The organism is Haematobacter missouriensis (genome assembly GCF_000740775.1).
Classification (GTDB): Bacteria; Pseudomonadota; Alphaproteobacteria; order Rhodobacterales; family Rhodobacteraceae; genus Haematobacter; species Haematobacter missouriensis.
The window spans coordinates 313,880-340,110 of sequence record NZ_JFGS01000002.1 but is presented as its reverse complement, the minus strand read 5'-3'; the positions used below and the strand labels follow the sequence as shown (position 1 = coordinate 340,110).

Here is a 26,231-nt window from a genome sequence, read left to right as displayed (position 1 = left end):
GAAACGTAGGTATGGTGAGGGGGAGCGTCAAGGCGGACAGGGGTCGGCTTCCCGGGTCGCGGGCACCGCCTCGGCCAGCGCCGCGGCCACCCGTGCCGGGCCGAGCGGCATGAGCACCCCCGTCCGCGTCCAGAGCACCGCGGTCTCCACCCGCCGTTCGGGCCAGATCAGGCGGAGCGCTGCCGCATAGGCTCCCATCTGGCGAAGAATACCTTCCGGCACCTCCGCTTCCGAACGAGGGACGACGGCGTTCGACTTGAAGTCGATGGCAAGGACATGATCGGGGGTGATCACAAGCCGGTCGATGGTTCCGAGCATTCGCCGCCCACCGATTTCTGCCGTGACTGGCACTTCGGCCAATGTCTCGGGCGCGAACAGAAAGCCAAGCGCCGGATTTCGGATGACTGCCTGAGCCTCCGCGAGCAGGGCGAGCCGCTCCCCTGTGGGCGGCGGATCGTCGTCCAGCGCCAACAGATCGTGGGAAAGCCGTTCCCACTCCTTCGCCGGGTAGTGCGGCAGGTGTTCGAGCAGAAGATGAAGCCGTGTGCCGCGAAGTTTGGCCTCCTCCTCTTCCAGACCGGACTCTCCCGGCAGGGCCTTTGCGCCGCCGAGCGCGGAGGGAGAGATGGGGCCGGGCTCCTCCTGGGGCTGCGGTGCGGGGTGCATCGTCCAGTCGGGAAGGGCGGTGGGGACAGGCGCGGTGCTGGCCAGGACGCCATCGCCGGGGTGGTCGGCGGGGCGATCGGCGGGCCAGTCACCCCAGGAAAGCCGCTTGCCCTCTCCCGGAGGGAACGGGCAGGGGACCAGCTTCAAGCCCTCATCCCGCCCCAAGCCGTGATCCGCGCCCAGACTGCCGCCGCCCAGACTGCCGCCGCCCGGACTAGCTCCCGCCGCTCGCGCCATTCCCACGGCGATCCGGTCGTGCCAGGAGGACAGGTCCTTCGCCTGCTCGCCCGCGCCGCAGACGATGAGCCAGGACTGTGCCCGGGTCATGGCCACATAAAGAAGCCGCGCCCGTTCCTCCTCCTGCCGTTCCAGAAGGTCGCCGCGCGCGCTGGCGATGAGGTCGGGGCTTTCGGCGGCGGCAGTGCGCCAGAGCGGTGTGCCATTTGAAAGGTAGATCTGCTCCCGTTCCTGCGGGCGCGTTTTGGCAGTATCGGGCATGATGACCACGGGGGCTTCAAGACCTTTGGAGCCATGCACTGTCATCACCCGGATGCGCCCCCCCGCCGCGTCAACCTGCCGCTTGACCTCCACATCCCCGGAGGCAAGCCAGCCGACGAAGCCCTGAAGGCTCGGCACCTCCGCCTGTTCGTAGGCAAGCGCCTGCGCGAGAAAGGCGTTGATCCCGTCCTCCGCCTCCGCTCCCAACCGAGACAGAAGCCTGCCTCGCCCGCCATGGCGGGTCAGGATGCGTTCGGCCAGCTCATAGGGTCGCAGGAAGTCCGACTGGTCGCGCAGATCATCCAGCACCGCGAGGGTCGGTCCGTGCCGCTCCCGCTCCCGCCGCAGGGCCTCCCAGAGAAAGGCTCCGCCCCGCGGCTCCGCCAGCCGGTAGAGATCGCCCTCCCCCCAGCCGAACAGAGGCGAGCGGAGCGCGGCGGCCAGAGACAGGTCATCCTCCGGCGTGACGAGGAAGGAGAGCAGCGCCGTCAGATCGCGGATGGCCATTTCGGCGGCGAGCTTCAGCCGGTCCGCCCCGGCGATCGCAAGGCCGGCCTGCTTGCAGGCGCGGATGATCTCGCGAAAGAGGGTGTTCCGGCGGCGCACGAGGATGAGCACGTCCCCCTCCGTCATCGGACGGGTGCGGCCATTGCCTTCGGGGATCAGCGTGCCCGCGTCTATCAGCCGCCGGATTTCCCGCGCGATCATCCGTGCAAGGCGGGCCTCGTGATGCTGATCGGTGACGAGATCCACGGGCTCGTACCAGACGTCTTCCTCCGGGTCGCCCGCCTTGGGCACCAGTGGCCACAGGTCCACTCGTCCCGGCATGTCGTTCTTGAAGGCGATGTGGCTTACCTCGCCGCCAAGCCCCTTGCCGCCATCCGCCGCGAAAGTCGCGTCCACCACGCCGAGGACGGCGGCGGAGGAGCGGAACGAGTGAGCGAGCGTCAGTTCCACCAGCGGCATCTCGATCCGCGCGAGACGCTGGCCGAACTCCTGCCGCATCGCCTCGAACACCGCAAGATCGGCCCCCTGGAAGGAGTAGATCGACTGTTTCTTGTCGCCCACGACAAAAAGCGTGCGCGGCGTCTCAACCCGCGCGCCTTCGCCCGCGGCAAACTCCTCCGCCAGCCGTTCGATCACCGCCCATTGGCCGGGGCTGGTGTCCTGCGCCTCATCCACGAGGATATGGTCGATCCCGCCGTCCAGCCGGAACAGCACCCACTGCGCGGCGGCGCGGTCCGTCAGCAGGGCGCGGGCGCGGGTGATGAGGTCGTCGAAGTCGAGCCAGCCGCGCTCTCCCTTGCGCCGGTCGTATTCCGGCAGGAAGGCGGCGGCGAAACGGTGGAGTGCGGCGGCGCGCTCCGCCGCGACGAGGGCGAGGCGCCTGGCGCGCGCCGCCTCCACCCGCTTCATCAGATCCTCCACCATCGCCATGCGCGGTACGCGGGCGCGGGTGCTCTTGGTGGGGAAGCTGCCGATCTTGGCGGTGAACGGCTCCTTTGCCGCGGCGCCGGTCAGGAACACGCCCTCCAGCACCGCGAGCGTGCCAAGTCCCATCGGGTCGAACCGCGCGGCGCGGAGCTTGGCCGCGGCGGACATATCCGTCGTGCCGCCGGTCTCCAGCGCCGCGATCAGCTCGCGGCAGAGGTCGCCCTCATTGCCCAGACAGACATCGGCCAGCACATCCGCGGCGGTGAATGTCTCCGGCAGACCAAAGAGCGTGAAGGCCGCCGGGCGGTCCAGCGGATCGGCGAAGGCCGCGCGGTGCTGGCAGATCTGGGCCACCAGATCCCTCAGGCTGTCCCCCGTCCAGAGCGCGGCCACGCCGTCAACGGCGGCGACATGGCGGGGATCGTCGGCCAGCGTCTCGATCACCTCTTCGCGCAGAAGCTCTGCCGCACGGTCGTCGATCTCACTGAACTGCGGGGTGACCCCGGCTTCCAGCGGAAAGCGGCGGAGCAGCGAGGCGCAGAAGGAGTGGATCGTCTGGATTTTCAGACCGCCCGGGGTTTCGATCGCGCGGGCGAAAAGGCGGCGCGCAGCCCGCAGCCGCTCCACGCCGATCTCCGCTGCCGGAATGCCAAGCTTCATCAGCGCGTCGCCAAGCGGCCCGTCCCCAAGCATCGCCCACTCGCCCAGACGGTGAAACAGGCGGTTCTGCATCTCGCTCGCCGCGGCCTTGGTATAGGTCAGGCAGAGGATGCGCTGCGGGTCCACGCCGTTGAGCAGGAGCCGCGCCACCCTGTCCGTCAGCACGCGGGTCTTGCCGGAACCCGCATTGGCTGAAAGCCAGGTGGAGGCGCGGGGGTTGGCAGCATCCACCTGCCGCTGGCTGGCTGCGTCGCGACTCATGAGTTTTCCTTCCCGTTCCGGGGTGGGCCGGGGGCGGTGTCCAAGGGCTCCTTGCCGCTGTCCCGCTCCAGCATCGCCTGCGGCTCGTCCCGCCCTGCACCGGCTTCGGCCGTATCCTGTCCGACGTCTTCATGCTCCGGCGTGGCGGTCATCTCCCATTCGCCGAAGCGGGCGAGGTGGTCATAGGCCCCGGCGCTGCCTTCGCTGAACATTGCGCGGCGCGAGGTATAGCCAGTCTCCTCTGCCGCATAGCGGGCGACGAGCTGGCCCAGTTGCTCCCATGCCGCCGCTGTCACGCCGGAAGAGAGGTCGAGCGGTTCCTCCTTCGGCGTGGCGCCGAGGCCGATATAGGTGGCACCCGCGATATCCGCGAGCCCGAAATCCTCGAACGCCCCGCGTTCGGCCATCGCGGCCTCGAGCAGAAGCTGCTTGTCAAAGGCGCGCTGCTGCTTCTCCGTGGGCGGGCTGCCGGTCTTGTAGTCGTAGATGTGGATGCGCCCGTCGGGAAGCTCGTCGATCCGGTCAGGGCGGGCCGTTAGCCGAAAGCCAGACGGCTCCAGCGTGATCCCCCCCGGTTTTTCCACCAGCCGCGGCGTGCCTTCCCGCCGCGCCTCCCGCGCGAGAAACCAGTCCGCCGCTCTTTCCAGCCGCGCGCGCCACAGGCGGCGGGCCACCGGCCAGGGCACCTCTTCCGCCAGCACGACGTCGGCGATCTCCAGAAGCCGCGCCCGGGCCTCGGGCGCCCGGGGATCGACGGTGGAGAACCGCGCGAGGATCTCGTGGAGCACCGAGCCGCGCAACGCGGCATCGGGTTCAGGCCGGAGCGGGTCGAGCGGGCGGAGCCGCAGGATGCGCCGCGCATAGACCGCATAGGGGTCGCGGATCAATCGCCCGATATCCGTCACGGGCAGTTCCATGGGGCGCGCGGCAGCGGGCGGGCGCGGGGAGGGGCGCGGCGCGGGGGTCGCCCGGCGCGTGGGCGTCTCCAGCGCCTCCGCCAGGCCGAGCCAGTAGGCCCCACGCCGCCGCGTCCCGGCCAGCGCCTCCGGCCCGCCGTTGTCCTTCAGCCCGCCCATCAGGTTCACCAGCCGGTTCATCCAGCGCGCGGGCACCGTCTCCGCCTCGTCCGAGCGGATGGCACGGCTCAAGACGACACGAGGCGTCGCCACCGCCTGTTCGAAGTCGTGGGCGGAAAGGCCGACCTGTCTTTCGGGGAGCAGCAGCCCGGTCCTGTGGCGCATCTGCCGGTTGAGCCACGGATCGGGCGGCGGCATCTGCGGCCAGCTCCCCTCGTTCAGCCCGCCCAGGATGACAAGCTCCGCACCATGCACCCGGGCCTCCAGCGTCCCCCAGATCATGATGCGCGAATCGACTTCCGCGGCTTCGCGAACCTCCCCCCGCGCAAGAATGGCGGAAACCATGTCGCGGTAATCGGCGGCGCTCATCCGGCCGCCGTGAGGGGCCTCGAAGGCGAGTTCCTCCATGGCGGCAAGCGCCTTGTCCCCCGCCGTATCCTCCCAGAGGATGCCGCTCCCCGGCACCGGCCCGGCGGCCAGCAGTTCCGCGAGCCGGCGGTGGCGCGCGACGTGATCCGTAAGCGGAAGGTCATGCCCCGGCTCCGCCGCCAGCGCCAGGGCGCCGGCCAGCCAGTCGCCCCAACCGGCGCGGCCTTCCTCCACCTCTCCGCCCCGGCTTTTGCGGGCGGCGAAGGCGTGGATGTCCTCCGGTGCGGGAAACACCGGACCGTGACGGCGAAGCCGCAGCTCGAACTCCCGTGTCCAGCGCAGATGCGGGCCGCGCCCCGCCCCGGTATGGGTCAGTGGATGTTTCAGCAACGTCAGCAGCGCATCCGCCGTGAGCTTTTGGGAAAACAGCGCCGCCACATGTCGCAGGAAGCGGCCAGGCGGCGAAAGAGCAAGCGGCCGCCCCGCGCTGTCGTCCGGCAGGATGCCCCAGCGGTCCAGCGCCGCGGTGACCTGCCGGGTCAGGCCCCTGTCCGGCGTGATGAGGGCCGCGGTCTCGTTCCGCTCCGCCGCGTCCCGCAGCAGGAGCGCGATGGAAAGCGCCTCCGCCCGCGGCGAGGGAGCCTCGATCAGCGTCAGCCCTTCGACCGCGCGGTCAAGGCCGACAAGGGCAGGACCTTCCTCCATCCATTGATCCGTCACCGGGGCGGGTCGCAGAGCGAGCGAAACGAGCCGGTTCCGCTCCGGGCAGGGCGGGGGCGTACCGTCCCAGTGCTGCACGGCAGACATGGGCAGTTCGAGGCTTCGCAGGAAGCTGCGGAACCGCGCCTGCGGATGATCCTGCGCCGTCAGCCCGTCATCGAGCGATTCCCAGGCCAGCTCCGGCAGATCGAAGTCATAGCCCGGCAGCACCACCGCGCCTTGCGGCAGGCGTGCCACCGCGCGCATCAGCCGGGCGGTCGTACCGCGCGAGCCGGTGGAGCCTGCCACGATGATCGGATGGGCCGGAGGCGTTTCGAGCCACTGGCCCTCCAGCCGCTCCACCACCATGCGCCGCCGCGCCTCCGCATCCGGCGCCTCGCCGGGGCCGGGGGACAGGAAGCGCGCGGCGATGCGGATGAAGGCGAGGCTCCGCTCCCAGTGCTGGGCGTGATCGACAAGGTCGAGCGCCTCCAGCCGCTCCAGGGGCACATCCTCCCCCTGCATCTCGGAAAGCAGCGCGGCAAGACTGTCCGCCAGGTCATAGACCGAGGCGCGGGGGGCGAGATGCGGCTGCACGTCCAGCAGTCGCTGCACAAGTTGGGCCAGCTCCAGCCTGCGCCGGAGCGGCGGCACCGGCGGCGGCAGATCCGCCATCGCCAGATCCCGTTCCAGATCGGTGACGAGCCGGATGCGGGGCAGGAGCGTCGCCTCGCCCGTCGCGAACAGGGTCTTCACCCGCCGCTGCATCCGCCGGGTGTTGACGAAAAGCTCCACCCGCGCCACGGCCTCCGGCGGTAAGGGGGCCAGCCGGGCACGCAGACCTTCCACCAGTTGCCGCGGGAAATCGACGCCTGCGGGCAGGGCATAGACGCGGGGATCACCGCTCGGAGGGAAAAGGTCAGCCATCGGCGAGCATCGCCTCCCCCAGCGCGATGCCTTCGGGCCGGCCCACGTCGCACCAGCGGCCCGGATGGACCACGCCGTAAAGGCGGTTCGCGGCGATCATCTCATCCCAGAGAAGGTTCAGAGAGAATACCTCCGCCGCGATCCCGGCCAGGCCGTCGGGACGAATGATCTGGGCGCCGGTATAGATGTATTCCTGCCCCCGCGCGACGAGGCCGTCTGCAAGGTCGAAATCGCCCTTCGGCCCATGCCCCACCGCACGGTTTCTGGGCACGAGGAGGAGAAGCCCGTCCATCCGCTCCGGCTCCCAGGCTGCGGCAAGCGTGGCGAGGGGGTTTGGCCCCGTCCACACGGCATCGCTGTTCAGCGTGTAGAGCGGACCTTTGCCCAGCAGAGGCAGAGCCGCGCGGAGGCCTCCACCCGTTTCCAGAAGCGTCGGCTCCGGCGAATAGCGCACCCGCTCACCCAGATGGGCCTCGATCATCGGGGCGAGGTAATGGGTGTTGACCACGATCGGCGCGGCCCCGGCGGCCTCGGCCATCCCGAGCGCATGGTCGATCAGGGGCACCCCCGCCACCTCTACCAGCGGTTTCGGGCGGTCCTGCGTCAGCGCGCCCATGCGGGTGCCGCGGCCTGCGGCGAACAACATCAGGGGCAGGCGCGCGTTCCGCATCTCTCTTTGATCCTTTCAAGGCGCTTCGGCGTAGGTTCTGGCAGCGTCTCCCGCACGAGACGGGAGAGATCGGCCAGCGCCGGATGGGAGATGTCGCGCATCAGGTGATCCCAGACGCGCGGGATGAAGGCGAGGTAGCGTGGTTTGCCGTCCCGCAGGCAGAGCCGGGCGAACACTCCCAGAATCCGCAGGTTTCGCTGCGCACCCAGCGTGGCATAGGCGGCGCGGAAACCCGCATCTTCCGCGCCGGTTTCCGTGATGTAGCGGGCGATCATCTCCTGCCGGAGCGTTTCGCTCGTGTCCCGCCGCGCGTCCTCCAGAAGGGAGACCAGATCATAGGCGGGGTGGCCGCGCCGTGCGTCCTGAAAATCGAGCAGGCCAACACGGGCCGCACCCTCCCGCTCCGGCAGCCAGAGCAGGTTCTCGGCATGGTAATCCCGCAGCACCAGCACTTCCGGTCCGCCGGCATGGCGCAGTGCGGCCTCGTTCACCGCCTCGGCCAGCGGGGCGCGATCCACAGGCTCCGCACCGGTGCCCGGAAGATACCAGTCCACCGCCAGCGCTGCGAGATCTCCGAGGAGTGGCGGGGCATACCGCCCCACGCCGTCGGGCGCGGGATGGCGGTGCAGCTCCACCAGGGCATCGACAGCAGCGGCGTAGAGCAGGCGCTCCTCTCCCGCATCCTTCCGCAGCAGGCTGGCGTAGAGGTCGTCGCCCAGATCCTCCAGGAGCAGAAAGCCCTGTGCCGCATCCTCGGCCAGGATCCGGGGAGCAGACAGGCCGAGCGACGACAGATGCCGTGCGATGGCGATGAAGGGGCGTACATCCTCCCCCCGTTCCGCCGGGGCATCCATGAGCACAAGTGTCTCGCCCGCAGCGCGCACCCGCTCATAGCGGCGGTTGGAGGCATCGCCCGCCAGCGGCGCACGCACCGCGCCCTTCAAGCCCGCCCGGGCGAGAAACGTATCTGCAAGCTGGGTCCGGGGTGTTTCGGTCATCGGTCCGTCGTGCGCTGGGGTTGCGGGGAGAAAGGTTACGGGTGGGCGGCTGTCGGTTGGTTGAATTTCGGTCAGGCTGTTTTTGGGAGGACTGCCTTCGGGCAAATGCGGCTCAGCCGAGGGTGCCTGCCAGGGCATTTCGGGCGGCGCGGTCACGGCAAGGTCTCAAGCAGAGGCTTCAGCCGCGTGGCCCAGCCCGCATTTCCGGTAAGGGTGACAGTTCTGCTCTCCCCATCCCGCGTGGAACGGAAGGCCAGTGTCAGAGCCCCCTCCGGCGTGAGGGAACCGAGCCTGTCGGGCCATTCCACAAGCGCTATCGCGGTGGTGAATGCGTCCTCCAGGCCCAGCTCGACGATCTCATCGGGCTGGGACAGACGATAGAGGTCGCTGTGCCAGATCTCGTCACCGTCCGCGCCATAGGTCTGGACGAGGGTGAAAGTCGGTGAGGGAACCTCCGTTTCCGCCCCGTGCCGCGCCCGGATGAGCGCGCGCGCAAAATGGGATTTTCCCGCTCCCACCGGTCCGTCGAGCAACAGGACGTCTCCCGGTCGCAACAGCGGCTCAATCAACTGCGCAAGTGCGTCCGTCGCCTCCGGGCCGGCAAGGTCAACTGTACGGGAAAAGGGTGCTGCAGACATGCCCGACTTGTAACGTTCCCGTCCCGTTCTGCAAGCCGTCTTGAGGGATGGGCGTCAAACGTATTCGGGCTGAAACGCGTCTTTCCCGATCCGCCGGGCCTCGGGCAACGGAGGGGGTGCTGAATTCTGGTCAGCATTTCGCCGGGGTAAGCCGGATCCCGGATCTGAGCCGCAACCGATCCGCGACGGCCTTTCGATCGGGTTGAGCGTCCCTGCCGGGACGTGACGAGAGCCTTGCCCGCCGAGGCTGTTGCACCATCCGCTGAGGGTCGATGCGAGGTCGATGCCTGCGCTTCACACAGTCGAAGGTTCTCCGCGAAGCAGCACCCTGCGGCGCCGCAGAGGGATGGCACCATTCCCGGCATACAATAGCCCGCATCAAGCGGAAAACTCGCGCAGCATGATCTGCAATTAGGTGACCGCCTCCGCCCAGACCGGGACGTGAAGCGGAAGACTCGCCGCATTTGCCACGCCAGGCCCGCTGGCCTTCAATCCCGCGGAAATCGCCGTTTTTTCTGATGCTGAGATGCGTCCCGGCCGATATCGTCACACGAGGGGGACTCCATGCGATGTCCGGGCCCGGCGTCCACTTTTAGCCCGTACCGGCATCCTATCGGGGAACAACAAACACCCACCAAAATGCGCAGGGCATTCCGGTGCGTGGTGACCATGATTGCCCGATGTGAGAAAATTCAGCGTCTGCAAAGCTGTCGCGAACTATTCAGTCAGGTATCGCCTCATGCGGCAGCAAGCAAAATCTCATTTCATCTGATCTCATCTCACCGGCACCGGCAGGGGGCTGGACAGGAATATTGCCCAAGGTGCTTTTCGATAGCCGCGTTTTTCCGCAGCCTAGGTGTTTGATCCCACGGTTTGATGGCACGCTCCTTCTTTGGAATGGAAGGACGCTCTATGGGACAAGTTCGTCACGGCAGCGCCACGACCACGCACACCATCCCAGCAGCAATACGAGCCGATCGGAGGCTTCGACCGCGGCGCTGAGCCGCGAACTGGACATTAACCCAAAGACCATTGCGAAGTGGCGAAAACGTCAGACGGTCGAGGACATGAAGACGGGGCTGAAAGAGCCTCGTTCGACGGTGCTAAGCGGGGAGGAGGAAGCGGTGGTCGTGGCCTTCAGGCGGCATACGCTGCTGCCATTGGATGACTGCCTCTATGCTTTGCAACCAGATCTTCCGCATTTGACACGCTCGGCCCTGCATCGTTGCCTTCAACGCCACGGGATATCTCGCCTGCCGGACGTGGATGGCGACAAACCGAAACGGCAACGCTTCAAGCGCTACCCCATCGGCTCCTGCCATGTCGATATCGCCGAGGTGCAGACCGCCGAAGGTAAGCTCTATCTCTTTGTCGCAATTGACAGAACCAGAAAGTTGGCCTTCGTTTGCCTCGCCCACAAGAGAGGAAGAGAGCTGCAGCCACGTTTATGCGCGACTTGATCGCAGCCGTGCCTTAGCAGCCGTACCGTATCGGACCCACACTGTGTCGAGCGAGCCATTGAAGGCGCCATCGGTCCGAGCCCAGTGGTGAGCGGCGTGCAATTCGCAAATTGCAGCGTCAATATCAGTGCCTTCGAGCACATCTTCGGGCGCGTATGCCGTGAGCACGACATGGATCACCGGCTGACCAAGGTGAAACGGCTCTGGACCAACGGACAGGTCGAACGGATGAACCGCACGATCAAGGAAGGGGAAGCGGATCAGAAAACGATCCGGGGATCGTTTTCCCGCTGAACGTCAAACGCTTCCACTACGAGCGCCATGACCAGCTTCGCACACACCTCATCGATTCATGACAGCCTACACCTTCGCGCGCAGGCTGAAGACCCTCGGCGGCCTCACACCCTACGACTACATCTGCAAGATCTGGACAGCAGAGCCCTACAGATTCATCCGGAACCCGATCCAACAGATGCCGGAACTGAACAACCTAGACCCATTGCAGATCACTCGGCTGCGAGCAGCCTTTCCCCCGCCGGACGGATCTGAAAGGCGACGAGAGTTGCGCCGTCGGACAACGGCGTCGTGCGGCACTGGAGGAAAGTCGCGCCGTCGCGCCGGATGGCCGCCGTCCACTCCTCCCGCCGATCGAGAGTTCCGACCTGTTGGCGCAACCTCCCCCAGAGTGTTGCTTCGGGAAGCTTGGCCTCCCACAGGGCGATCGCCTGGTCGATCTCCACCGGCGTCAGATCCTCGCCCCCCTCTATCCCCCAGAGACTTGCATAGGCCCGATTGGAGACGAGCAGCATTCCCGCCGCGGAAAAAACCGCGATGGCGTCAGGAATGGCATCGATCACCTCCTGCGACAGCTCTATCTCGGCGCGGAAGCGGCGGGACAGGGTGATCTCTCCGGTGATGTCTTCCAGCAGGAAGGTGATCGCGCCTTCAGGATGCGGCTGGCCGGTCACACGATAGGTCTGGCCACCCGGAAGGCTCCAGGTCTCCTCATAACCACCTGCTTCGGCAGCCTTCTGCACCTCGGTCATCTGCTGGCGCCAGCTTGCGTAATCCCGCCGCTCCGGCAGCATCCGCTGTTCCCGCAGGCGTTCGAGGAAAGCAAAGAGCGACGGTCGTGCGGCAAGAAAATCAGGCCCCAGCCGTGTAAGGTCCGCGAGCGCGGGATTGAACATCTGGAGCTTGCGACCCCGGTCGAAGACCGCGAGCCCGATCGCGAGCCCCATGAACGCGTCAGACATTGCCTGCTGCGAGCCGCGGAGCTGCCGCTCCATCCGCATCATGCCATCGGCGGGAATTGCATAGCCGACAGTGTCGCCACCCTTTTCCGCGGTGAACACGCAATCGAACCAGGCCTCGCCGTCCACGCCCTGAATCCGCTGGCTTCCCGGCAGGCTTCCCGGTGCGGTCTCACGCGGGCCGGGAAGGAAGAGGCGCGGAAGCGGCCACGTTATATCGTCCGGCTTGCTTCCCGTGAGTGCAAGATAGGCAGCGTTGACCCAGGTGATCTCACCCGCCGGATCCGTTCGCCAGACGGGCCAGGGCGCAGTCTCCAACGTCCGGCGCAGCAGGGCCAGCTCCTCCTCCGCGGCCGTCAGGGACAGGGCGGCGGCCGTTGCGCCCCGGAGGATAAGCCGCAGGTGCGCGTTCTCCCGGCGAGCCTCAAGGGTCACACCGCCCCCCGAATCCCGCGTCTCTCCCCCCGGAGGAAGCGCGGTGAGGCGTGCCATCACGCCGGGCAACCGCGGTTCCAGATAGCCGCCGAGCCGCGTCCAGTCCGTTCTCCCGCGGAGGGGCGCAAGCAGGAGCAGCCCTTCGGGTGAACTGTCGATGAGCCGCTCGTCATCGAAGAGAAACGTGATCCCTTCCGCGGGTGGCCCGGGCGCAGGCCCCTTCGGCCCCCGCGTGTGACCACTAAGGAATACCGCCACGGCGGTGGCCGCGCCGGTTGCCATCACCGTGGCAGCCGCCACGGTTAGGAAGAAGGCGATGTCCATGCCCCTGTCCTTCCGTTCCCTGCCCGGACGCAGGTTTTCGGGTCATCAGGCTCCAAAAGGGTTAAGATGGAGTTAATATGTCGATGACCGTGCAATGAGTGGCGGTGGGGTGTGGCCTTCAGGCTTCGAACATCGGATTGTCGCCCAGAGGGCCGGCTTCCGCCGCGATCAACGCCAGCGGCCAGCGGACGGCGATCACAGCCCCGCCTTCGGGTGCGTTGGTGAATCGCAAGGTGCCCCCCGTCCGCTCCAGCAGCGTCTTTGCGATGAACAGGCCAAGACCCATTCCTTCGTAGCCCGGCCGTTCCGGGTCCGGCTCGTCGCGGCGGCGGCGCAGGAAGGGCTCGCCGATGCGGCCCAGCAGGTGGGGAGGATAGCCGGGACCGTCGTCAACGATGGTGATGCGCAGACTGTCCCGCGACCAGATGGCGGTGATCACGACGCCGGTGCGGGAAAAATCCACCGCGTTCTGCACGAGGTTGCGCACCCCGTGGATCAGTTCCGGCCGGCGACGGATCATCGGCTGGGGGGAGCCGTCGCCGCTCTCCATCACGAAGCGCACGGCCTTGCCCCGGCCCGCATGTGGCTCCGCTGCTTCGCGCAGGACAGCCTCCACCGGGGCGCTGCGCAGGTGCATGTCATCCTTGCCCGCGCGCCCCATGGACCGCAGGATATCACGGCAGCGGTCCGCCTGATCGCGGATCAGCGTGACATCGGCTGTCAGATCGGGATCGTCGCCCACCTCCTCCAGCAGTTCGGAGGAGACGAGCTTGATCGTGGCGAGCGGTGTGCCCAGTTCATGCGCCGCCGCCGCCACTACACCGCCCAGATCGGTGAGCTTCTGTTCCCGCGCCAGAGCCATCTGCGTGGCCAGCAACGCCCGCGACATCGCGCGCGCCTCGGAGGCCACGCGGTGGGTGTAAAGCCCGATGAACAGGATGCCGATCAGAATGGCGAGCCAGTTGCCGAAGCGATAGATCGGTGGCAGCACCACCGGGCTTCCATCGGCAAAACGCATGGGGATGCTGCGGAACTCCACCAGCGTCACGAGCGCGATCGCCACGACCGCGAGCACGATGGTCGACGACAGGCGGAGGGATGTTGCGGAGATTGTCACGGGCGCAAGGATCAGCAGCGCGAACGGGTTGTGGATCCCCCCCGTTAGGTAAAGCAGCAGCCCGTATTGCGACGTATCGACCAGTAGGGTGAGCATCGCCTCCCGGTCGGTCAGACGGCGGTTCTTCGGGAAGCCCAGCATGGTGACGACATTGACAGCCACCATGGCGAGAATCGCGGCAATCGCCCAGCCGGTAGGAAGGAGCAGACCAAAATACCGCTCCGCCACCATCAGCGCAATGAACTGCCCCGTCACCGCCATCCACCTGAGCAGCACCAGCGTGCGCAGGCGGAGCGGGCGTTCCGCCGCGCTTTCCGGCGGATCGGGGAAAAGGTCGCTAAGGGTCATGCCGGGGCCTGATGTCGCATGGGGGCGGGGGGTGATTGTTAATCGGCGCGCGATCGGCGATCAATGCAGCCGCGCACCGGAACGGGGTTCATCGGGATGATACGCACCTATGCCGCGCTCGCCGCTGGCTTCATCATCGCTCTTCTTGGAGGGCTGGCCTTCCTTGTCGTCAGTGGCCGGGGGGAAGAAGATCCCTTCGCTACCTGCCGCTCCACCAATATCGCCGGAGGCGCCGGGCAGATCGGCGGGCCATTCAGCCTCGTCGATGGGCAAGGGGAGACGGTGACCGAAAAGACGGTTCTGACGAAACCGTCGCTCGTTTACTTCGGCTATACCTTCTGCCCCGATGTCTGCCCTTTCGACATGGTGCGCAATGCCGAGGCCGTCGATCTGCTGGAGGAGAAGGGCAAGGAGGTCACGCCCGTCTTCATTACCGTCGATCCCGACCGCGACACGCCGGCGGTAGTGGGCGAATGGTCGAGCGCGATGCACCCCCGTGCCATAGGCCTGACCGGCTCGCAGGAGCAGATCCACACGGCCGCGCAGGCCTACAAGGTCTACTACCATGTCCCCGAACATGCCGCGGGAGATGAAAGCTATCTCGTCGATCACTCCACCTTCACCTATCTGATGCTGCCGGGCTACGGGTTCGTTGACCTCATCCGACGTGACCAGACGCCGGAACAGGTCGCGGAAACGGCAGCCTGTTTCATAGATCACATGTGATCACCATATGGAGGGCTGCCGGGAGCGGGATTTGACCCGGTCCGGCGGCACGCCTAGAGTGCCGCGAATTTCGTGGGATGAGAGATGACCGAAGATACAGACGACCTCGGCCCTGACCGTTCGCTCCTGCTGGTCGATGATGATGAGCCGTTTCTGAAGCGGCTTGCCCGCGCCATGGAAAAGCGGGGATTCGAGCCGGTTCTGGCCGGGACCGTCGCGGAGGGTCGCACCATCGCGCTTGAACAGGCGCCCGCCTATGCGGTGATCGACCTGCGGCTGGAGGATGGTAACGGTCTGGAGGTCGTGGAGACGCTACGGGAACAGCGGGCGGACAGCCGTATCGTTGTGCTGACGGGTTATGGCGCAATCGCCACCGCCGTCGCTGCTGTCAAGGCGGGCGCAACGGATTATCTGTCCAAACCCGCAGATGCGAACGACATCACCTCCGCGCTGCTGGCACGAGGGGGCGATCTGCCTGCACCTCCGGAAAACCCCATGTCCGCCGACCGGGTGCGCTGGGAGCATATCCAGCGGGTCTATGAATTGTGTGATCGCAACGTCAGCGATACCGCCCGCAGGCTAAACATGCATCGCCGCACATTGCAGCGCATTCTGGCCAAGCGTAGCCCGAAATAGCGTTCCCCGCATTTCAAAGGCGGAAAGCCTTTTTGCCGGTTGCAAAACGGGTCGCAAAATTTGTTGCCCCCGCCGTTGGATATTCTTCAACAGAAGATTATCCTAAGCGACACTGTTTTTCTCCGGAGCCGAATAATGGAAATGGATCTCGAGGCGCTATCCCTGAAAGAACTCAAGGATATGCGCCATAAAATCGATAGGGCGATCGCCACTTTCGAAGAGCGCAAGAAGCGCGACGCTCTCCAGGAACTGGAAGAAGTCGCGAAACGCCATGGTTTCGACATCGCTGATCTTACCGAAACGCTCAGCGCGCGGAAACGTGGGCCAGCGGCGCCGAAATATGCCAATCCGCATGATCCCGATCAGACCTGGACCGGTCGTGGGCGTCAGCCCAATTGGGTCAAAGCGGCTTTGGAAGCGGGCCGAAAGCTCGAAGACCTCGCGATCTGAAAGTCTTTTCGCGGCGTGCTATCTGCTTTGGGTGGCACGCGCGCCTCAGCCCTGGTCGATTTCCGCCAGCAGGGCGGAATGTCGCGCAAGAAATGCCTCCCGGGCCATGACGGGCGCGCGCGGGATTATTTCATGGCCAGCGAATTGCGACTGCGTTCGGCCGAAATACTTGTTCGCCTCGGCCACGGTGAAGCCTGCGATCTGTGTTGCTTCCAGCCAAGCAGAAGCGCTGTCCGCCAGCTTTATTGCTTTCTTGACAGCCGTCGGGAGAACGGCGGGAAGTCCGAAGCGCAGGTGAATGGCTGCGGTCAGTCTTTCGTCCAGCTTGCCATAATCCGACCCGATCGCCGCCTTCACAGGAGAGATCATGTCGCCGATCACGTATTCTGGTGCGTCATGCAGCAGAGCTGCCAGTCGCCAGCGTGAGGATTGGCCAAACTCGCTTTCGGCAAAGATCGCCTCCACGAGAAGCGAGTGTTCGGCAACCGAATAGGGGAACTCTCCCCGCGTCTGGCCATTCCAGCGAGCGACGAAGGCCAGCCCGTGGGCAATATCCGCGATCTCTATGTCCATCGGCGTCGGATCCAGCACATCGAGGCGGCGACCGGACAACATCCTCTGCCATGCGCGGGGGGGCTTCTTCATTCTGCGCTCCTTGATCGCGGGTAGCGGTAGGGCCGACCCGGCTGGTTGGCAAGGGTCACCGCGCAGGGGAGGGGTTTCATTGCCGTTCCTGTCCATGGGTGCTATCGACGGGCAAACGCGACGCAGGAGCTGTCATGAAGGACTATATCGTCAAGGATATCACGCTCGCGGATTTCGGCCGCAAGGAAATGGATATCGCGGAAACGGAGATGCCGGGTCTGATGGCGCTCCGCGAGGAATACGGTGCCTCCCAACCGCTCAAAGGCGCACGGATCGCCGGTTCCCTGCACATGACCATTCAGACCGCCGTCCTGATCGAAACCTTGGCCGCGCTGGGCGCAGAGGTGCGCTGGGCATCGTGCAACATCTTCTCCACGCAGGATCATGCGGCGGCAGCGATTGCCGAATCGGGCGTGCCGGTCTTTGCCGTCAAGGGCGAGACGCTGAAGGACTACTGGACCTATACCGACCGGATCTTTCAGTTCCCGGAAGGCGCGAACCTGATCCTAGATGACGGCGGGGATGCCACGCTCTACATCCTGCTCGGTGCGCGGGTCGAAGCGGGCGAGACGGCGCTGATCGCCAATCCTTCTTCGGAGGAGGAGGAGGCGCTCTTTGCGCAAATCCGCAAGCGCGCAGAGAAAAGCCCCGGCTGGTTCACCCGCCAACGCGACCTCCTCCAAGGCGTATCGGAAGAGACGACGACCGGCGTTCACCGCCTTTACGACCTGCACAAGCAGGGCCTTCTCCCCTTCCCTGCGATCAACGTCAACGACAGCGTCACCAAGTCGAAATTCGACAACAAGTACGGCTGCAAGGAATCGCTGGTCGATGGCATCCGCCGTGCGACGGACACGATGATGGCCGGTAAGGTGGCTGTCGTCTGCGGCTATGGCGATGTGGGCAAGGGATCGGCCGCCTCGCTCCGCGGTGCGGGGGCTCGCGTGAAGGTGACGGAGGTTGATCCCATCTGCGCGCTTCAGGCGGCGATGGATGGCTACGAGGTGACGCTGCTGGAGGATGAGGTCGCAACTGCGGACATCTTCATCACCACGACGGGCAACAAGGACATCATCCGCATCGAGCATATGCGCGCGATGAAGGATATGGCCATTGTCGGCAATATCGGCCACTTCGACAATGAAATCCAAGTGGCTGCGCTCCGCAATCACAAATGGACGAATATCAAGGATCAGGTGGACATGATCGAGATGCCTTCGGGCGCCCGTATCATTCTCCTGTCGGAAGGTCGTTTGCTGAACCTCGGTAATGCGACCGGGCATCCGAGCTTCGTGATGTCCGCCTCCTTCACCAACCAGGTTCTGGCACAGATGGAGCTGTGGCGGAATGGCGAGGCCTACAAGCCTGGCGTGTATATCCTGCCCAAGCATCTGGACGAGAAGGTCGCCCGCCTGCATCTGGGCCGGATCGGCGTGAAGCTCACGGAACTTCGGCCTGATCAGGCCGCCTATATCGGGGTGAAGGTCGAAGGCCCCTACAAGCCCGAGCACTACCGTTACTGAGCCAGATTGCGTTATGTGAATGTCCTGCTAACCTCTCCGTATCTCAAATGCGGAGAGGTCAGATGGGCAAACGCGACGAACTGATCGAGAAATATGCCGGCGATCTGCGCACCAAGTGCGGGATGGAACCGGACATGGAACTGCTGACCAAGATCACCATTGGCTGCGGTCCGACAATCTACAGCTCCGACAGCGAAACGGTGGCCTCCTCCGATTCCGCTGAGCTGGAACGGGTTAAGACGAGCTTTCTGATGAAGAAACTCGGCTTGCCCGATGGCCCGTCGCTGATGGAGGGTATCCAGAAGGCAGTGGACACCTATGGCAAATCCGAACGCAACAAATATCGGGCAGTTTTCTATTACCTGCTGGTGAAGAATTTCGGCAAGGAATCCGTTTACGCCTGATTGGGCAACCGCTCGATCAGCGCCATCGCGGCGGCAGGATTGGCGGCCTTATGTCCGCTGATCACATACAGAAAGACATCGCGGGGGTTTTTCGCGGTGGCTTTCCCAATGGGGGGAAAGCCGCCGTCACCGCCTTTTGCCCAGTTCAGGGCCACTTCGCTCCACCGGGCCAAGTCGCTGGATGAATAGCCGGCCTCCGCGGTTTCGGTCGTTCCCATGATGCGCGCATAGACGAAATCCGCCGTCACATCCGGGAACTGCGGAAATTCGGAATCCCCAGCGATGACCGCAGCGACCCCATGCCGGTGGAGCAGCTCCGCGCATTCAGGGACGAGAAAACTCTCGTGTCTGAGTTCGACCGCGTGCCGCAGCGGGCGGCCCTCCACCTCCTTCGGCAAGAGGGCGAGAAAAGCGGCAAAATCCTCAGCATCGAATTTCTTCGTCGCCATGAATTGCCAGTTGATCGGTCCGAGTTTGTCCCTCAGCTCCGCGATGCCGCTGTCGATGAACCGCTGGATCGACTCGCCCGCCTCCGCCAGTACCTTGCGGTTGGTGGAGAAGCGCGGTGCCTTGAGGGCGAAAACGAAATCCTCAGGCGTTTCGTCATGCCAGTCGGCAAACGTCTTGGGCGTCTGGCTTCGGTAGTAGGTGCTGTTGACCTCGATGGTTGTCAGATGGCGGCTGGCATAGTCCAGTTCGCGTTTCTGCGGTAGCCCGTCGGGGTAGAAGCTGCCCCGCCACGGCTCATAGGTCCAGCCGCCGATCCCAACCCTGATGCTGCCCGCCATGTCCGCCAGCCTTGCGCTACAAGCCACCGATTTCGCAGATAGTCTGCCATTCAGCCTCCGACACCGGCTGCACCGAAAGGCGGGAGTTGTTGACGAGCACCATATCCTTCAGCCGAGGATCGTTCTTGCATTCCTCCAGCGTGACGGGGCGGGGCAGGGGCTGCACCGCGCGGATATGAACGCAGTCCCATTTCGGATCGTCCGCAGTGGAATCGGGGGCCGATTCGGCGGATACCTCAACGATGCCGACGATCTCCTTGCCGATGTTGGAGTGGTAAAAGAAGCCCTTCTCGCCCACCTTCATCGCCCGCATGTTGTTGCGCGCCTGATAGTTGCGCACGCCGCCCCATTCCTCGCCGGCCTCGCCCTTGGCGACCTGCTGGTCCCAGGACCAGGTGTCGGGCTCCGATTTGAACAGCCAGAAGGCCATCAGCCGATCACCTTGCGCCATTCGTGGATTTCGACCGTTTCGAACAGTCCGGCCTTCGCATAGGGATCGTTCGCCGCCCAGGTTTCGGCGGCGGCGAGGTCATCGGCCTCGATCACCACGAGCGAGCCGACGGGGGAGCCGTCCACGATGAACGGCCCGGCGAAGGCGACCTTGCTTTCGCCCAGATAAGCGAGATGGGCGGGGCGGTTCTCCATGCGGAGATCGAGCGCGCCGGGTTTGTCCCGGCAGATCACGGCAGCGTACATCATTCCTCCTTCAGCGGTCGGTTCAACAGGCGTTCGGCGGCCTCTGTCACGGTGACGCGGCCATCTATCAACGCAACGATCATGGAGACGACAGGCATGTCCACCCCTTCGCGCGTGGCGCGGGCGGCCATGGCGCGGGCGGTGGCGATCCCTTCCACCGTCGTGGTGCTGTCCCAATCCGCGCCGGACCCCAGCGCGTGACCGTAGCGGAAGTTGCGCGATTGCAGCGAGGTGCAGGTCAGGACGAGGTCTCCGAAGCCAGACAGGCCTGCCAGCGTCTCGGCGCGCGCACCCGCGCGCATCGCCAGCCGGGTCATCTCGCCATAGCCGCGCGTCATCAGCGCGGCGCGTGCGCTGTCGCCCAGGCCCGCGCCCATTACCGCGCCCGCCCCGATGGCGATGACGTTCTTCAGCGCGCCGCCCAGCTCGGCGCCAGCCACGTCCGTCGTGCGGTAGAGACGGAGTGCGGAGGTGGAGAGCCGCTCCTGCATTGCCGCTCCCGCCGCCGCATCCGCGCAGGCGAGCGTGAGCGCGGTCGGCAGGCCGCTGGCGATATCCGTGGCGAAGCTCGGCCCGGTCAGCACGGCGGGCGTGGCGTCCGGGCAGGCCCGCGCGATGAGGCCGGTGGAGCCGAGGCCGCTGGTCAGGTCGATCCCCTTGGCACAGCCGATCACGTCCCGACCGGCGAACAGCGCGCGGTGGGTTTCCAGAAAGGCGGCGGTCTGCTGCATGGGGATGGCGAGGAGGAGGAGATCGGCCGTCGCAGGCAGCGTCTCCGTCACCCTGATCGCCATGGGCAGAACCTCGCCGGGAAGGCGGCGACTGTTGGTCCGCTGGTCGTGCATCTCGCGCGCCTGATCCGCGTCGCGGGTCCAGAGCGCGACTTCGGTCCCCGCCCGGGCAAGGCTGATCGCCAGTGCCGTGCCAAAGGCGCCCGCGCCCAGTATGGCGACGCCGCTCATGCTTTGGCGCCCTTCTTGCCGGAGCCGATGAGCGCCGGTCTGCTCCGGTCGAGCGGCCAGCGCGGGCGGGCGGTCAGGTCGGCCGGATCGTCGGGGATGCCCGCCCGCAGCCTCTCGATGGCCGCCCAGGCGATCATCGCGGCATTGTCGGTGCAGAGTTTCAACGGCGGCGCGACGAAGGCAAGACCCTGGGTGTTGGCGACCTCCTCAAGTGCCGCCCGGATCTCTCCGTTGGCGGCCACGCCGCCCGCCACAGCGATGGCCGGGGCTTTGGGGGCAAGCTCCAGATAGGCCGCGATGGCTCGACGCGCCTTCTGCGCCAGCACATCGGCTACCGCGCGCTGGAAGCCTGCACAGAGATCGGCCCTGTCCTGCCGGCGCAGCCCGCCGTGAGCGGCCACAAGCTGGTCCCGCGTGCGCAGCACCGCCGTCTTCAAGCCGGAGAAGGACATGTCGCACCCCGGACGGTCAAGAAGGGGGCGGGGCAGGGGGAAACGGGCAGCATCGCCTTGCCGCGCCTCTGCCTCGACGGCGGGGCCGCCGGGCTGGGGCAGGGCGAGCAGCTTCGCCACCTTGTCGAACGCCTCGCCGGGGGCGTCGTCGATCGTACCGCCCAGCCGGTCGAAGCGATCCGGGCCGTGGACGATCAGGAACTGACAATGACCGCCGGAGACGAGCAGCAGCAGATAGGGAAAGGCGATGTCCCCGGTCAGCCGCGGGGTGAGGGCATGGCCCGCCAGGTGGTTGATCCCGTGGAGCGGCAGATCCGCCCCCGCCGCCAGCCCACGTGCGAGCATGACGCCCGCCAGCACCCCGCCGATCAGCCCGGGACCGGAGGTGACTGCCACCCCGTCCAGATCGGCAAGCGCCAGCCCCGCTCTTCGCAGCGCCTCCGCCACCGAGGTGTCGAGTTTTTCGACATGCGCCCGTGCGGCGATCTCCGGTACAACTCCGCCATAGGCCTCGTGGAGCGCGGCCTGTCCGGCGACGACATTCGCGAGAACCTCCGCCCGGCCCTCCGGCGTCAGCCGGACAACCGCCGCTGCGGTGTCGTCGCAGCTCGACTCGATGCCGAGAAGGGTGAGAGCCTTGTCCATGATCTGATCCGAGGGGTCTTCCGCGTTGCCTGACCGCCCCCGCGCAGGTAACACCGCAACATGCGCGAGACAACCCGACCGCTCCTTTCTGCCCGTGCACCGACGCTCCTGCTCACCCGGCCGGAGGCGCAGTCGCGCCGTTTCGCCGCCGATGTGGCAGCACTCTGGCCGGATATGGCGGTGGTCCTTGCGCCTGCGCAGGCGATCCGACGCTTGCCCATCGTCCTGCCCCAGGGGGTAAAGGGTATCGTTCTGACATCGGAGAACGCAGCGGCGGCGCTCCCTTTTGGGTTGGGCCTGCCCGCCTATTGCGTGGGGGAACGCACGGCGGCGGCGGCGGCGGCGCATGGTCTCTCGCCCCGGGCCGCGGGCGGCGACGCGGCATCCCTGCTCTCCCTCATTCGGCGGGAGCGTCCGTCCGGCCCGCTGTTTCACCCGCATGGGCGACATCTTGCCGCTGATATCGTCGCGCCCCTGAGGGACGAGGTGGAGATCACGGGGGCTGTGGCCTACGAGCAGGTGGCGCTCCCTCCCTCAGCGGAGGCACTGGGACTTCTGGAGGCGGAGGGCCCTGTGCTCCTGCCGCTGTTCTCGCCGCGATCCGCGCGGCTTGTGGCGGGCTGGCCGATCCGCGCGCCGCTTCTCATCGCCGCGATGAGTGCGAATGTCGCAGCCGCATGGTCCGGTAAGGCGCCGCGCCGCCTGAAAATTGCCCCAACCCCTTCAGCAGAGGCTATGTTGGAGACAATCGGGGCGCTGAAGGGCTGAAATCGGTTGTTTTCGGGAACCTTGCGTCCGGACAAGGCATAAGTCGCTGGCAGGGCTTCGCGCCGGCACATCAGGCTGCGGGTTGAGGCCCGGGGATCCGGTCGCTAATCTCCGTTCACGGAACGGCCAACGGGAGAGCTGCGTGGAAGACGAAAAGAAACCGAGGTCGCGGAGCAAGGCGAAGGCCGAAGAAGCGCAGACCCCGCCATCCGAAGAAAATATCTCTGCACGCGAAGCGGCTGAGGTGTTCGAGACGACGGACAGCCCGGAAGCCGGCGTCGATGCTCCAGAGAAGACAGTTGCGACGGAGAACCCGGCAACGGCGGAACGCCATGATTTCGCTGGTGGGCAGGGCACTGATTCCGCTGCTGTGGCTGACAACGCCGATCACCCCCGGGATTTGACGCCCGACAGGGACCTGACGCTTGAGGAGCCGCTGGCGAAGGCGGCGGAGGAGGAGCGTGTAGTTCCGCCTCCCCGTCCCGCACAAACCGAACCCGCAGCGCAGGGTGGCGGCTTCTGGCCGACGCTTGCTGGTGGAGCTATCGCGGCGGCATTGGGGTTCGGCGCGGCCTATTTCCTTCTGCCGCGTCATACGACCGATCCCGCTTTGGAGCGCAGGATCACGGAGCAAGCACAGCAGATCTCTGCAATGCGTTCCGAGATCGCGTCGCTGCCCGCGCCAGCCGATCTTTCAGGGATGGAGGCCGAGCTTTCGCGCCTTTCCAATGCCGCGACCGAGGGGGAGAGCGCGCTTGAAACCCTCACTTCCCGGATCACGGCGCTGGAAAATCGGCCTGTGGCCTCTGCGTCGTCAGGAGCGGCTGAAGCACCCTCCGCAGACTTGAGCGCGGCGCTGGAAAGCCTGCGGAGCGACTTGTCCGCTCAGGCGGAGCGCAACGCCGCCCTGTCGAGCGAGGTGGAAAGCCTCCGTTCTTCATCCACCGCTGGTGCGCGCGCGGCTGAAGGCGAGGCGATCGTCGCCAGCATCCGCATGGCGATAGAGCTCGGGAGCGGCTTTGCTCCGGCTGTCGAACGCCTGGAGCAGCTGAATGTGAATGTTCCCGCGGCCTTGAAGGAAGCCGGAGGCGGCGTAGCGCCATTGTCCGACCTGCGCCGAGATTTTCCTGAAGCCGCACGTGCGGCTCTCGATGCCTCCTACCGCGCGACGGGGGAAGAGAGCTTTGGCGACCGGGCGGAAATGTTCCTGCGTAGTCAATTGGGTATCCGCTCGCTTACCCCTCAGGAGGGCAATTCCCCCGATGCGGTCCTCTCTCGTGCCAACGCTGCGGTTCAGGCGGGCCAAGTCGATCAGGCACTGACGGAAATCGCCACTCTTCCCGCCGCAGGTCAGGCCGCGATGGCCGGATGGATCTCCGCAGCCAAGACCCGCGTTTCTGCACAGCAGGCTGCCGACGAAATCGTCGCCAACCTCATACGGAACTGAGGCGCACATGCTCTGGTCCCTACTCAAGGTTCTCCTCTTCGTCGCCATCATCGCGGCGCTGACCTTCGGCGCGAGCCATCTGCTCAGCGCGGGCGAAGGCATCCGCATCACCTTCGGGGATACGGAGTTTTCCATCGGCCTGCTGCAGGCGGTGATCCTCTCGCTGCTCGGGCTTGTCGGCGCATGGGTGCTGTTCAAGATCGTGGGCCTCGTGGTTGCGCTGTTCCGCTTCCTGAACGGGGATGAGACGGCGATGAGCCGCTATCTCGACCGTAGCCGCGAAAAGCGGGGGTACGAGGCGCTGGCCGACGGCATCCTCGCCCTCACGGCGGGAGAGGGGCGGCTCGCCATCAACAAATCCGTACGGGCGGAGAAATATCTCAACCGGCCGGAACTCACGGATCTTGTCATCGCGCAGGCCGCGGAGATGGTCGGCGATTCGAAACGCGCCACGGAGGCGTGGAAGCGCCGTTTGGACGATGACCGGACGCGTTTCGTGGCCCTGCGCGGGCTGATGCGGATGAAGCTGGCCGAAGGCGATACCGACACCGCAATGAAGCTCGCGGAGCACGCGCTGGCCATTCGCCCGCGTCACGCCGAGACGCAGGATGTCCTGCTGAAACTTCAGGCTGACCGGGGTGACTGGAAGGGAGCCCGGCGCACGCTGGAGGCAAAGCAGCGCAGCGGCAACATGCCCCGCGATGTTTACAAGCGCCGAGACGCCGTCCTGGCGCTGCAGGAGGCAAAGGAGGTCTTCGCCGAGGGCAATTCCATCGAGGCACGGGAGGCGGCCATCGCCGCGAACCGTCAGTCGCCGGATCTTATCCCCGCCGCCGTTATGGCCGCACGCGGCTACCTCACGACCGGTGACAAGAAAAGCGCCGCGCGAGTGCTGCGCAAAGCCTGGGAAGTCTCCCCGCATCCCGATCTCGCGGCCGCCTTTGCCGAGATCGAGCCGAACGAGACCCCCGCGCAGCGGCTTAAGCGGTTCGATACGCTCCTCCGGCTGCGCCCGGATGACGAGCAGACCCGTCTGCTGCGCGCTGAACTGGATATCGCGGCGGAGGATTTCCCAGCCGCCCGGCGGGCCATGGGCGATCTGGCGGAGACGCATCCTACCGCGCGGAGCCTCGCCATCATGGCGGCGATCGAACGGGGAGAAGGCGCGGATGATGCAGTGGTGCGCGGCTGGCTGGCACGGGCGCTCGTTTCTCCGCGCGGGCCGCAATGGGTCTGTGACAATTGCGGTGCGATCCATGCGCAATGGGGGCCGGTCTGTGACAACTGCGGCGCCTTCGACACGCTTACATGGAAGGAGCCGCCGGAAGGGGCTGGCCCCTCTCCCACGCAGGCGGAAATGCTGCCGCTGATCGTGCGCGCGCCGGAGCCGAAGTCCGCTCCCGTCGCCCCGGTCGCAGAACCGGAGCCGGAACCGGAGCCCGTGCCCGAGTCGGTGACTATTGCGCCAGACGAAACACCGGAGCCGGTGGTGGAAACGCCCTCCCTCCCGGTCGAGCCGCAGGACCCCCCGGCGGCAAGCTCGAGCCCATTCCACACTCCGCGCGCGGTTGACCTCGACGCGATGCGGAAGGCCGGGGGCTGAGCGCGAGAATTCTTGCGTTTTAGGGCTACACACCCCCGCAGGATGGTGCTATCAGCCCGCCACAACGCCCCTCCGGCCCCGGCCGGGCGGGCCTCCCGCAAGGGAACGCCGCAGTAGCTCAGCTGGTAGAGCACGTCATTCGTAATGATGGGGTCGGGGGTTCGAGTCCCTTCTGCGGCACCACTTCATCAAGAAAACCAGCAAGTTCAGGTCGTCCATCTCCGGGCTGCTTCATGGCTCGGTCGTGCCGAACGGCGTCTGCTCCCGCGGTTACCAGCCGTCGGGCCTCTTGCCCTTCGGCGGCTCCAGTGCACCCTTGGATCAGCGCCGCGCATTGCAGCCGCGCCAGCACACTTTTGATCCAGCGGTCGCCGTAGAGCGACCTTTCGGAGAAGAACACGTCCGTCTCGATGGCAAGGAACGTTGCCGCCCGCGATCATGCCCGCTTCGGCCGGGTGTGGCGGAACACATTCGGCGGGGGATGCCGTCAGCCAGCGAGTTGGAAGAAATCTTGCCGGAACGGGAGGTGTCACGCATCGGCTGACCTCGGGATGTCGAGTGATCCCCATGGAAATCGCCGGTGCATGGGCTGCTTCTCTTGCTCGCCTGCGATTTGCGGCCAGAGCTGGGCGAGGCGGCACTTGCAGACGCTT

21 protein-coding genes, 1 tRNA gene and 1 pseudogene are annotated in these 26,231 nt (G+C 66.0%); 10 read left to right on the top strand and 13 right to left on the bottom strand.

What is annotated here, in order from left to right:
- Positions 1 to 27: 27 nt before the first annotated feature.
- The 5 genes from addA to tsaE form a co-directional block, all read right to left on the bottom strand.
- Positions 28 to 3,519, bottom strand: a complete 3,492-nt coding sequence (gene addA, locus CG51_RS03890; RefSeq protein WP_051930020.1) for a double-strand break repair helicase AddA — start codon at positions 3,517 to 3,519, stop codon at positions 28 to 30.
- Positions 3,516 to 6,590 carry a double-strand break repair protein AddB gene (gene addB / locus CG51_RS03885; protein WP_051930019.1) on the bottom strand — a complete coding sequence of 1,025 codons (3,075 nt, stop codon included), beginning with the start codon at positions 6,588 to 6,590 and terminating at the stop codon, positions 3,516 to 3,518. Before addB ends, addA begins: the two co-directional genes overlap by 4 nt.
- A complete protein-coding gene (locus tag CG51_RS03880) occupies positions 6,583 to 7,260 on the bottom strand; it encodes a nucleotidyltransferase family protein (protein WP_035741941.1) in 678 nt (225 codons plus the stop codon). The genes addB and CG51_RS03880 overlap by 8 nt, the downstream gene beginning before the upstream one ends.
- Positions 7,236 to 8,258: an aminoglycoside phosphotransferase family protein gene (locus tag CG51_RS03875; RefSeq protein WP_035741939.1), complete on the bottom strand. Its 1,023-nt coding sequence runs from the start codon at positions 8,256 to 8,258 to the stop codon at positions 7,236 to 7,238. Before CG51_RS03875 ends, CG51_RS03880 begins: the two co-directional genes overlap by 25 nt.
- A gap of 152 nt (positions 8,259 to 8,410) precedes the next feature.
- The gene (gene tsaE / locus CG51_RS03870) at positions 8,411 to 8,896 is read right to left on the bottom strand and encodes a tRNA (adenosine(37)-N6)-threonylcarbamoyltransferase complex ATPase subunit type 1 TsaE (RefSeq protein WP_035741937.1); all 486 of its coding nucleotides are present in this window, start codon (positions 8,894 to 8,896) and stop codon (positions 8,411 to 8,413) included.
- Positions 8,897 to 9,808: 912 nt separating this feature from the next.
- On the opposite strand from tsaE, the pseudogene CG51_RS03865 reads away from it, so the two are divergent.
- Positions 9,809 to 10,843, top strand: a pseudogene (locus CG51_RS03865) (transposase family protein); the annotation flags it as partial.
- Between the two features lie 19 nt (positions 10,844 to 10,862).
- On the opposite strand, the gene CG51_RS03860 reads toward CG51_RS03865, so the two are convergent.
- On the bottom strand, positions 10,863 to 12,368 hold the full coding sequence (locus tag CG51_RS03860; protein ID WP_035741936.1) for a PAS domain-containing protein: 1,506 nt from the start codon (positions 12,366 to 12,368) through the stop codon (positions 10,863 to 10,865).
- 118 nt (positions 12,369 to 12,486) lie between these two features.
- Positions 12,487 to 13,833 carry a sensor histidine kinase RegB gene (gene regB, locus CG51_RS03855; protein WP_035741934.1) on the bottom strand — a complete coding sequence of 449 codons (1,347 nt, stop codon included), beginning with the start codon at positions 13,831 to 13,833 and terminating at the stop codon, positions 12,487 to 12,489.
- A gap of 96 nt (positions 13,834 to 13,929) precedes the next feature.
- Here regB and CG51_RS03850 point away from each other — a divergent pair, with 96 nt between their 5' ends.
- The 3 genes from CG51_RS03850 (at position 13,930) to CG51_RS03840 (ending at position 15,645) form a co-directional block, all read left to right on the top strand.
- Entirely contained in the window at positions 13,930 to 14,559 is a 630-nt protein-coding gene (locus tag CG51_RS03850; protein WP_035742163.1) for an SCO family protein, read from the top strand.
- 84 nt (positions 14,560 to 14,643) lie between these two features.
- Positions 14,644 to 15,195, top strand: coding sequence for an ActR/PrrA/RegA family redox response regulator transcription factor (locus CG51_RS03845; protein ID WP_035741931.1), 552 nt, complete (start codon positions 14,644 to 14,646; stop codon positions 15,193 to 15,195).
- Between the two features lie 135 nt (positions 15,196 to 15,330).
- Positions 15,331 to 15,645: an H-NS histone family protein gene (locus CG51_RS03840; protein ID WP_035741928.1), complete on the top strand. Its 315-nt coding sequence runs from the start codon at positions 15,331 to 15,333 to the stop codon at positions 15,643 to 15,645.
- A gap of 45 nt (positions 15,646 to 15,690) precedes the next feature.
- Here the strand turns inward: CG51_RS03840 and CG51_RS03835 are convergent, their stop codons facing one another.
- Positions 15,691 to 16,290, bottom strand: coding sequence for a YfbR-like 5'-deoxynucleotidase (locus tag CG51_RS03835; RefSeq protein ID WP_035741924.1), 600 nt, complete (start codon positions 16,288 to 16,290; stop codon positions 15,691 to 15,693).
- 134 nt (positions 16,291 to 16,424) lie between these two features.
- Between CG51_RS03835 and ahcY the strand changes: the two genes are divergently transcribed.
- Together ahcY and CG51_RS03825 are read left to right on the top strand one after the other, a co-directional pair.
- Complete coding sequence (gene ahcY, locus CG51_RS03830; protein ID WP_035741920.1) at positions 16,425 to 17,813, top strand: adenosylhomocysteinase; 1,389 nt, start codon at positions 16,425 to 16,427, stop codon at positions 17,811 to 17,813.
- A 62-nt stretch (positions 17,814 to 17,875) separates the two neighbouring features.
- On the top strand, positions 17,876 to 18,217 hold the full coding sequence (locus CG51_RS03825; RefSeq protein WP_035741917.1) for a DUF2853 family protein: 342 nt from the start codon (positions 17,876 to 17,878) through the stop codon (positions 18,215 to 18,217).
- On the opposite strand, the gene CG51_RS03820 is transcribed toward CG51_RS03825, so the two are convergent.
- The 5 genes from CG51_RS03820 to tsaD are packed head-to-tail and all read right to left on the bottom strand — an operon-like array spanning position 18,208 to position 21,760.
- Positions 18,208 to 19,005: a DUF72 domain-containing protein gene (locus CG51_RS03820; RefSeq protein ID WP_035741914.1), complete on the bottom strand. Its 798-nt coding sequence runs from the start codon at positions 19,003 to 19,005 to the stop codon at positions 18,208 to 18,210. The two genes, CG51_RS03825 and CG51_RS03820, sit on opposite strands and share 10 nt — an antisense overlap.
- 16 nt (positions 19,006 to 19,021) lie before the next feature.
- Positions 19,022 to 19,435, bottom strand: a complete 414-nt coding sequence (locus CG51_RS03815; protein ID WP_035741911.1) for an EVE domain-containing protein — start codon at positions 19,433 to 19,435, stop codon at positions 19,022 to 19,024.
- Positions 19,435 to 19,701 (bottom strand): YciI family protein, encoded by a 267-nt coding sequence (locus CG51_RS03810; RefSeq protein WP_035741909.1) that lies wholly within the window; start codon positions 19,699 to 19,701, stop codon positions 19,435 to 19,437. Before CG51_RS03810 ends, CG51_RS03815 begins: the two co-directional genes overlap by 1 nt.
- Complete coding sequence (locus CG51_RS03805; RefSeq protein WP_035741906.1) at positions 19,701 to 20,663, bottom strand: NAD(P)H-dependent glycerol-3-phosphate dehydrogenase; 963 nt, start codon at positions 20,661 to 20,663, stop codon at positions 19,701 to 19,703. The genes CG51_RS03810 and CG51_RS03805 overlap by 1 nt, the downstream gene beginning before the upstream one ends.
- A complete protein-coding gene (gene tsaD, locus CG51_RS03800) occupies positions 20,660 to 21,760 on the bottom strand; it encodes a tRNA (adenosine(37)-N6)-threonylcarbamoyltransferase complex transferase subunit TsaD (RefSeq protein ID WP_035741903.1) in 1,101 nt (366 codons plus the stop codon). Before tsaD ends, CG51_RS03805 begins: the two co-directional genes overlap by 4 nt.
- A gap of 60 nt (positions 21,761 to 21,820) precedes the next feature.
- Between tsaD and CG51_RS03795 the strand changes: the two genes are divergently transcribed.
- From CG51_RS03795 to CG51_RS03780, 4 genes are all read left to right on the top strand, one after another.
- Complete coding sequence (locus tag CG51_RS03795; RefSeq protein ID WP_051930018.1) at positions 21,821 to 22,528, top strand: uroporphyrinogen-III synthase; 708 nt, start codon at positions 21,821 to 21,823, stop codon at positions 22,526 to 22,528.
- Positions 22,529 to 22,670: 142 nt separating this feature from the next.
- On the top strand, positions 22,671 to 23,975 hold the full coding sequence (locus tag CG51_RS03790) for a COG4223 family protein (RefSeq protein WP_035741901.1): 1,305 nt from the start codon (positions 22,671 to 22,673) through the stop codon (positions 23,973 to 23,975).
- 7 nt (positions 23,976 to 23,982) lie between these two features.
- Positions 23,983 to 25,578: a heme biosynthesis protein HemY gene (locus tag CG51_RS03785; RefSeq protein ID WP_084695017.1), complete on the top strand. Its 1,596-nt coding sequence runs from the start codon at positions 23,983 to 23,985 to the stop codon at positions 25,576 to 25,578.
- 107 nt (positions 25,579 to 25,685) lie between these two features.
- A tRNA-Thr gene (locus CG51_RS03780) sits at positions 25,686 to 25,761 on the top strand.
- Positions 25,762 to 26,231: the final 470 nt, after the last annotated feature.

Bases quoted from the DNA above. Each gene is read 5' to 3' on its own strand.
- CG51_RS03860 (WP_035741936.1), bottom strand. From the start codon at position 12,368: ATGGACATCGCCTTCTTCCTAACCGTGGCGGCTGCCACGGTGATGGCA.
- CG51_RS03845 (WP_035741931.1), top strand. From the start codon at position 14,644: ATGACCGAAGATACAGACGACCTCGGCCCTGACCGTTCGCTCCTGCTG.
- CG51_RS03815 (WP_035741911.1), bottom strand. From the start codon at position 19,435: ATGGCCTTCTGGCTGTTCAAATCGGAGCCCGACACCTGGTCCTGGGAC.
- ahcY (WP_035741920.1), top strand. From the start codon at position 16,425: ATGAAGGACTATATCGTCAAGGATATCACGCTCGCGGATTTCGGCCGC.
- addB (WP_051930019.1), bottom strand. From the start codon at position 6,590: ATGGCTGACCTTTTCCCTCCGAGCGGTGATCCCCGCGTCTATGCCCTG.
- CG51_RS03835 (WP_035741924.1), bottom strand. From the start codon at position 16,290: ATGAAGAAGCCCCCCCGCGCATGGCAGAGGATGTTGTCCGGTCGCCGC.
- regB (WP_035741934.1), bottom strand. From the start codon at position 13,833: ATGACCCTTAGCGACCTTTTCCCCGATCCGCCGGAAAGCGCGGCGGAA.
- tsaE (WP_035741937.1), bottom strand. From the start codon at position 8,896: ATGTCTGCAGCACCCTTTTCCCGTACAGTTGACCTTGCCGGCCCGGAG.
- CG51_RS03840 (WP_035741928.1), top strand. From the start codon at position 15,331: ATGGAAATGGATCTCGAGGCGCTATCCCTGAAAGAACTCAAGGATATG.
- CG51_RS03795 (WP_051930018.1), top strand. From the start codon at position 21,821: ATGCGCGAGACAACCCGACCGCTCCTTTCTGCCCGTGCACCGACGCTC.
- CG51_RS03820 (WP_035741914.1), bottom strand. From the start codon at position 19,005: ATGGCGGGCAGCATCAGGGTTGGGATCGGCGGCTGGACCTATGAGCCG.
- tsaD (WP_035741903.1), bottom strand. From the start codon at position 21,760: ATGGACAAGGCTCTCACCCTTCTCGGCATCGAGTCGAGCTGCGACGAC.
- CG51_RS03825 (WP_035741917.1), top strand. From the start codon at position 17,876: ATGGGCAAACGCGACGAACTGATCGAGAAATATGCCGGCGATCTGCGC.
- CG51_RS03785 (WP_084695017.1), top strand. From the start codon at position 23,983: ATGCTCTGGTCCCTACTCAAGGTTCTCCTCTTCGTCGCCATCATCGCG.
- CG51_RS03880 (WP_035741941.1), bottom strand. From the start codon at position 7,260: ATGCGGAACGCGCGCCTGCCCCTGATGTTGTTCGCCGCAGGCCGCGGC.
- CG51_RS03875 (WP_035741939.1), bottom strand. From the start codon at position 8,258: ATGACCGAAACACCCCGGACCCAGCTTGCAGATACGTTTCTCGCCCGG.
- CG51_RS03810 (WP_035741909.1), bottom strand. From the start codon at position 19,701: ATGTACGCTGCCGTGATCTGCCGGGACAAACCCGGCGCGCTCGATCTC.
- CG51_RS03805 (WP_035741906.1), bottom strand. From the start codon at position 20,663: ATGAGCGGCGTCGCCATACTGGGCGCGGGCGCCTTTGGCACGGCACTG.
- CG51_RS03850 (WP_035742163.1), top strand. From the start codon at position 13,930: ATGATACGCACCTATGCCGCGCTCGCCGCTGGCTTCATCATCGCTCTT.
- addA (WP_051930020.1), bottom strand. From the start codon at position 3,519: ATGAGTCGCGACGCAGCCAGCCAGCGGCAGGTGGATGCTGCCAACCCC.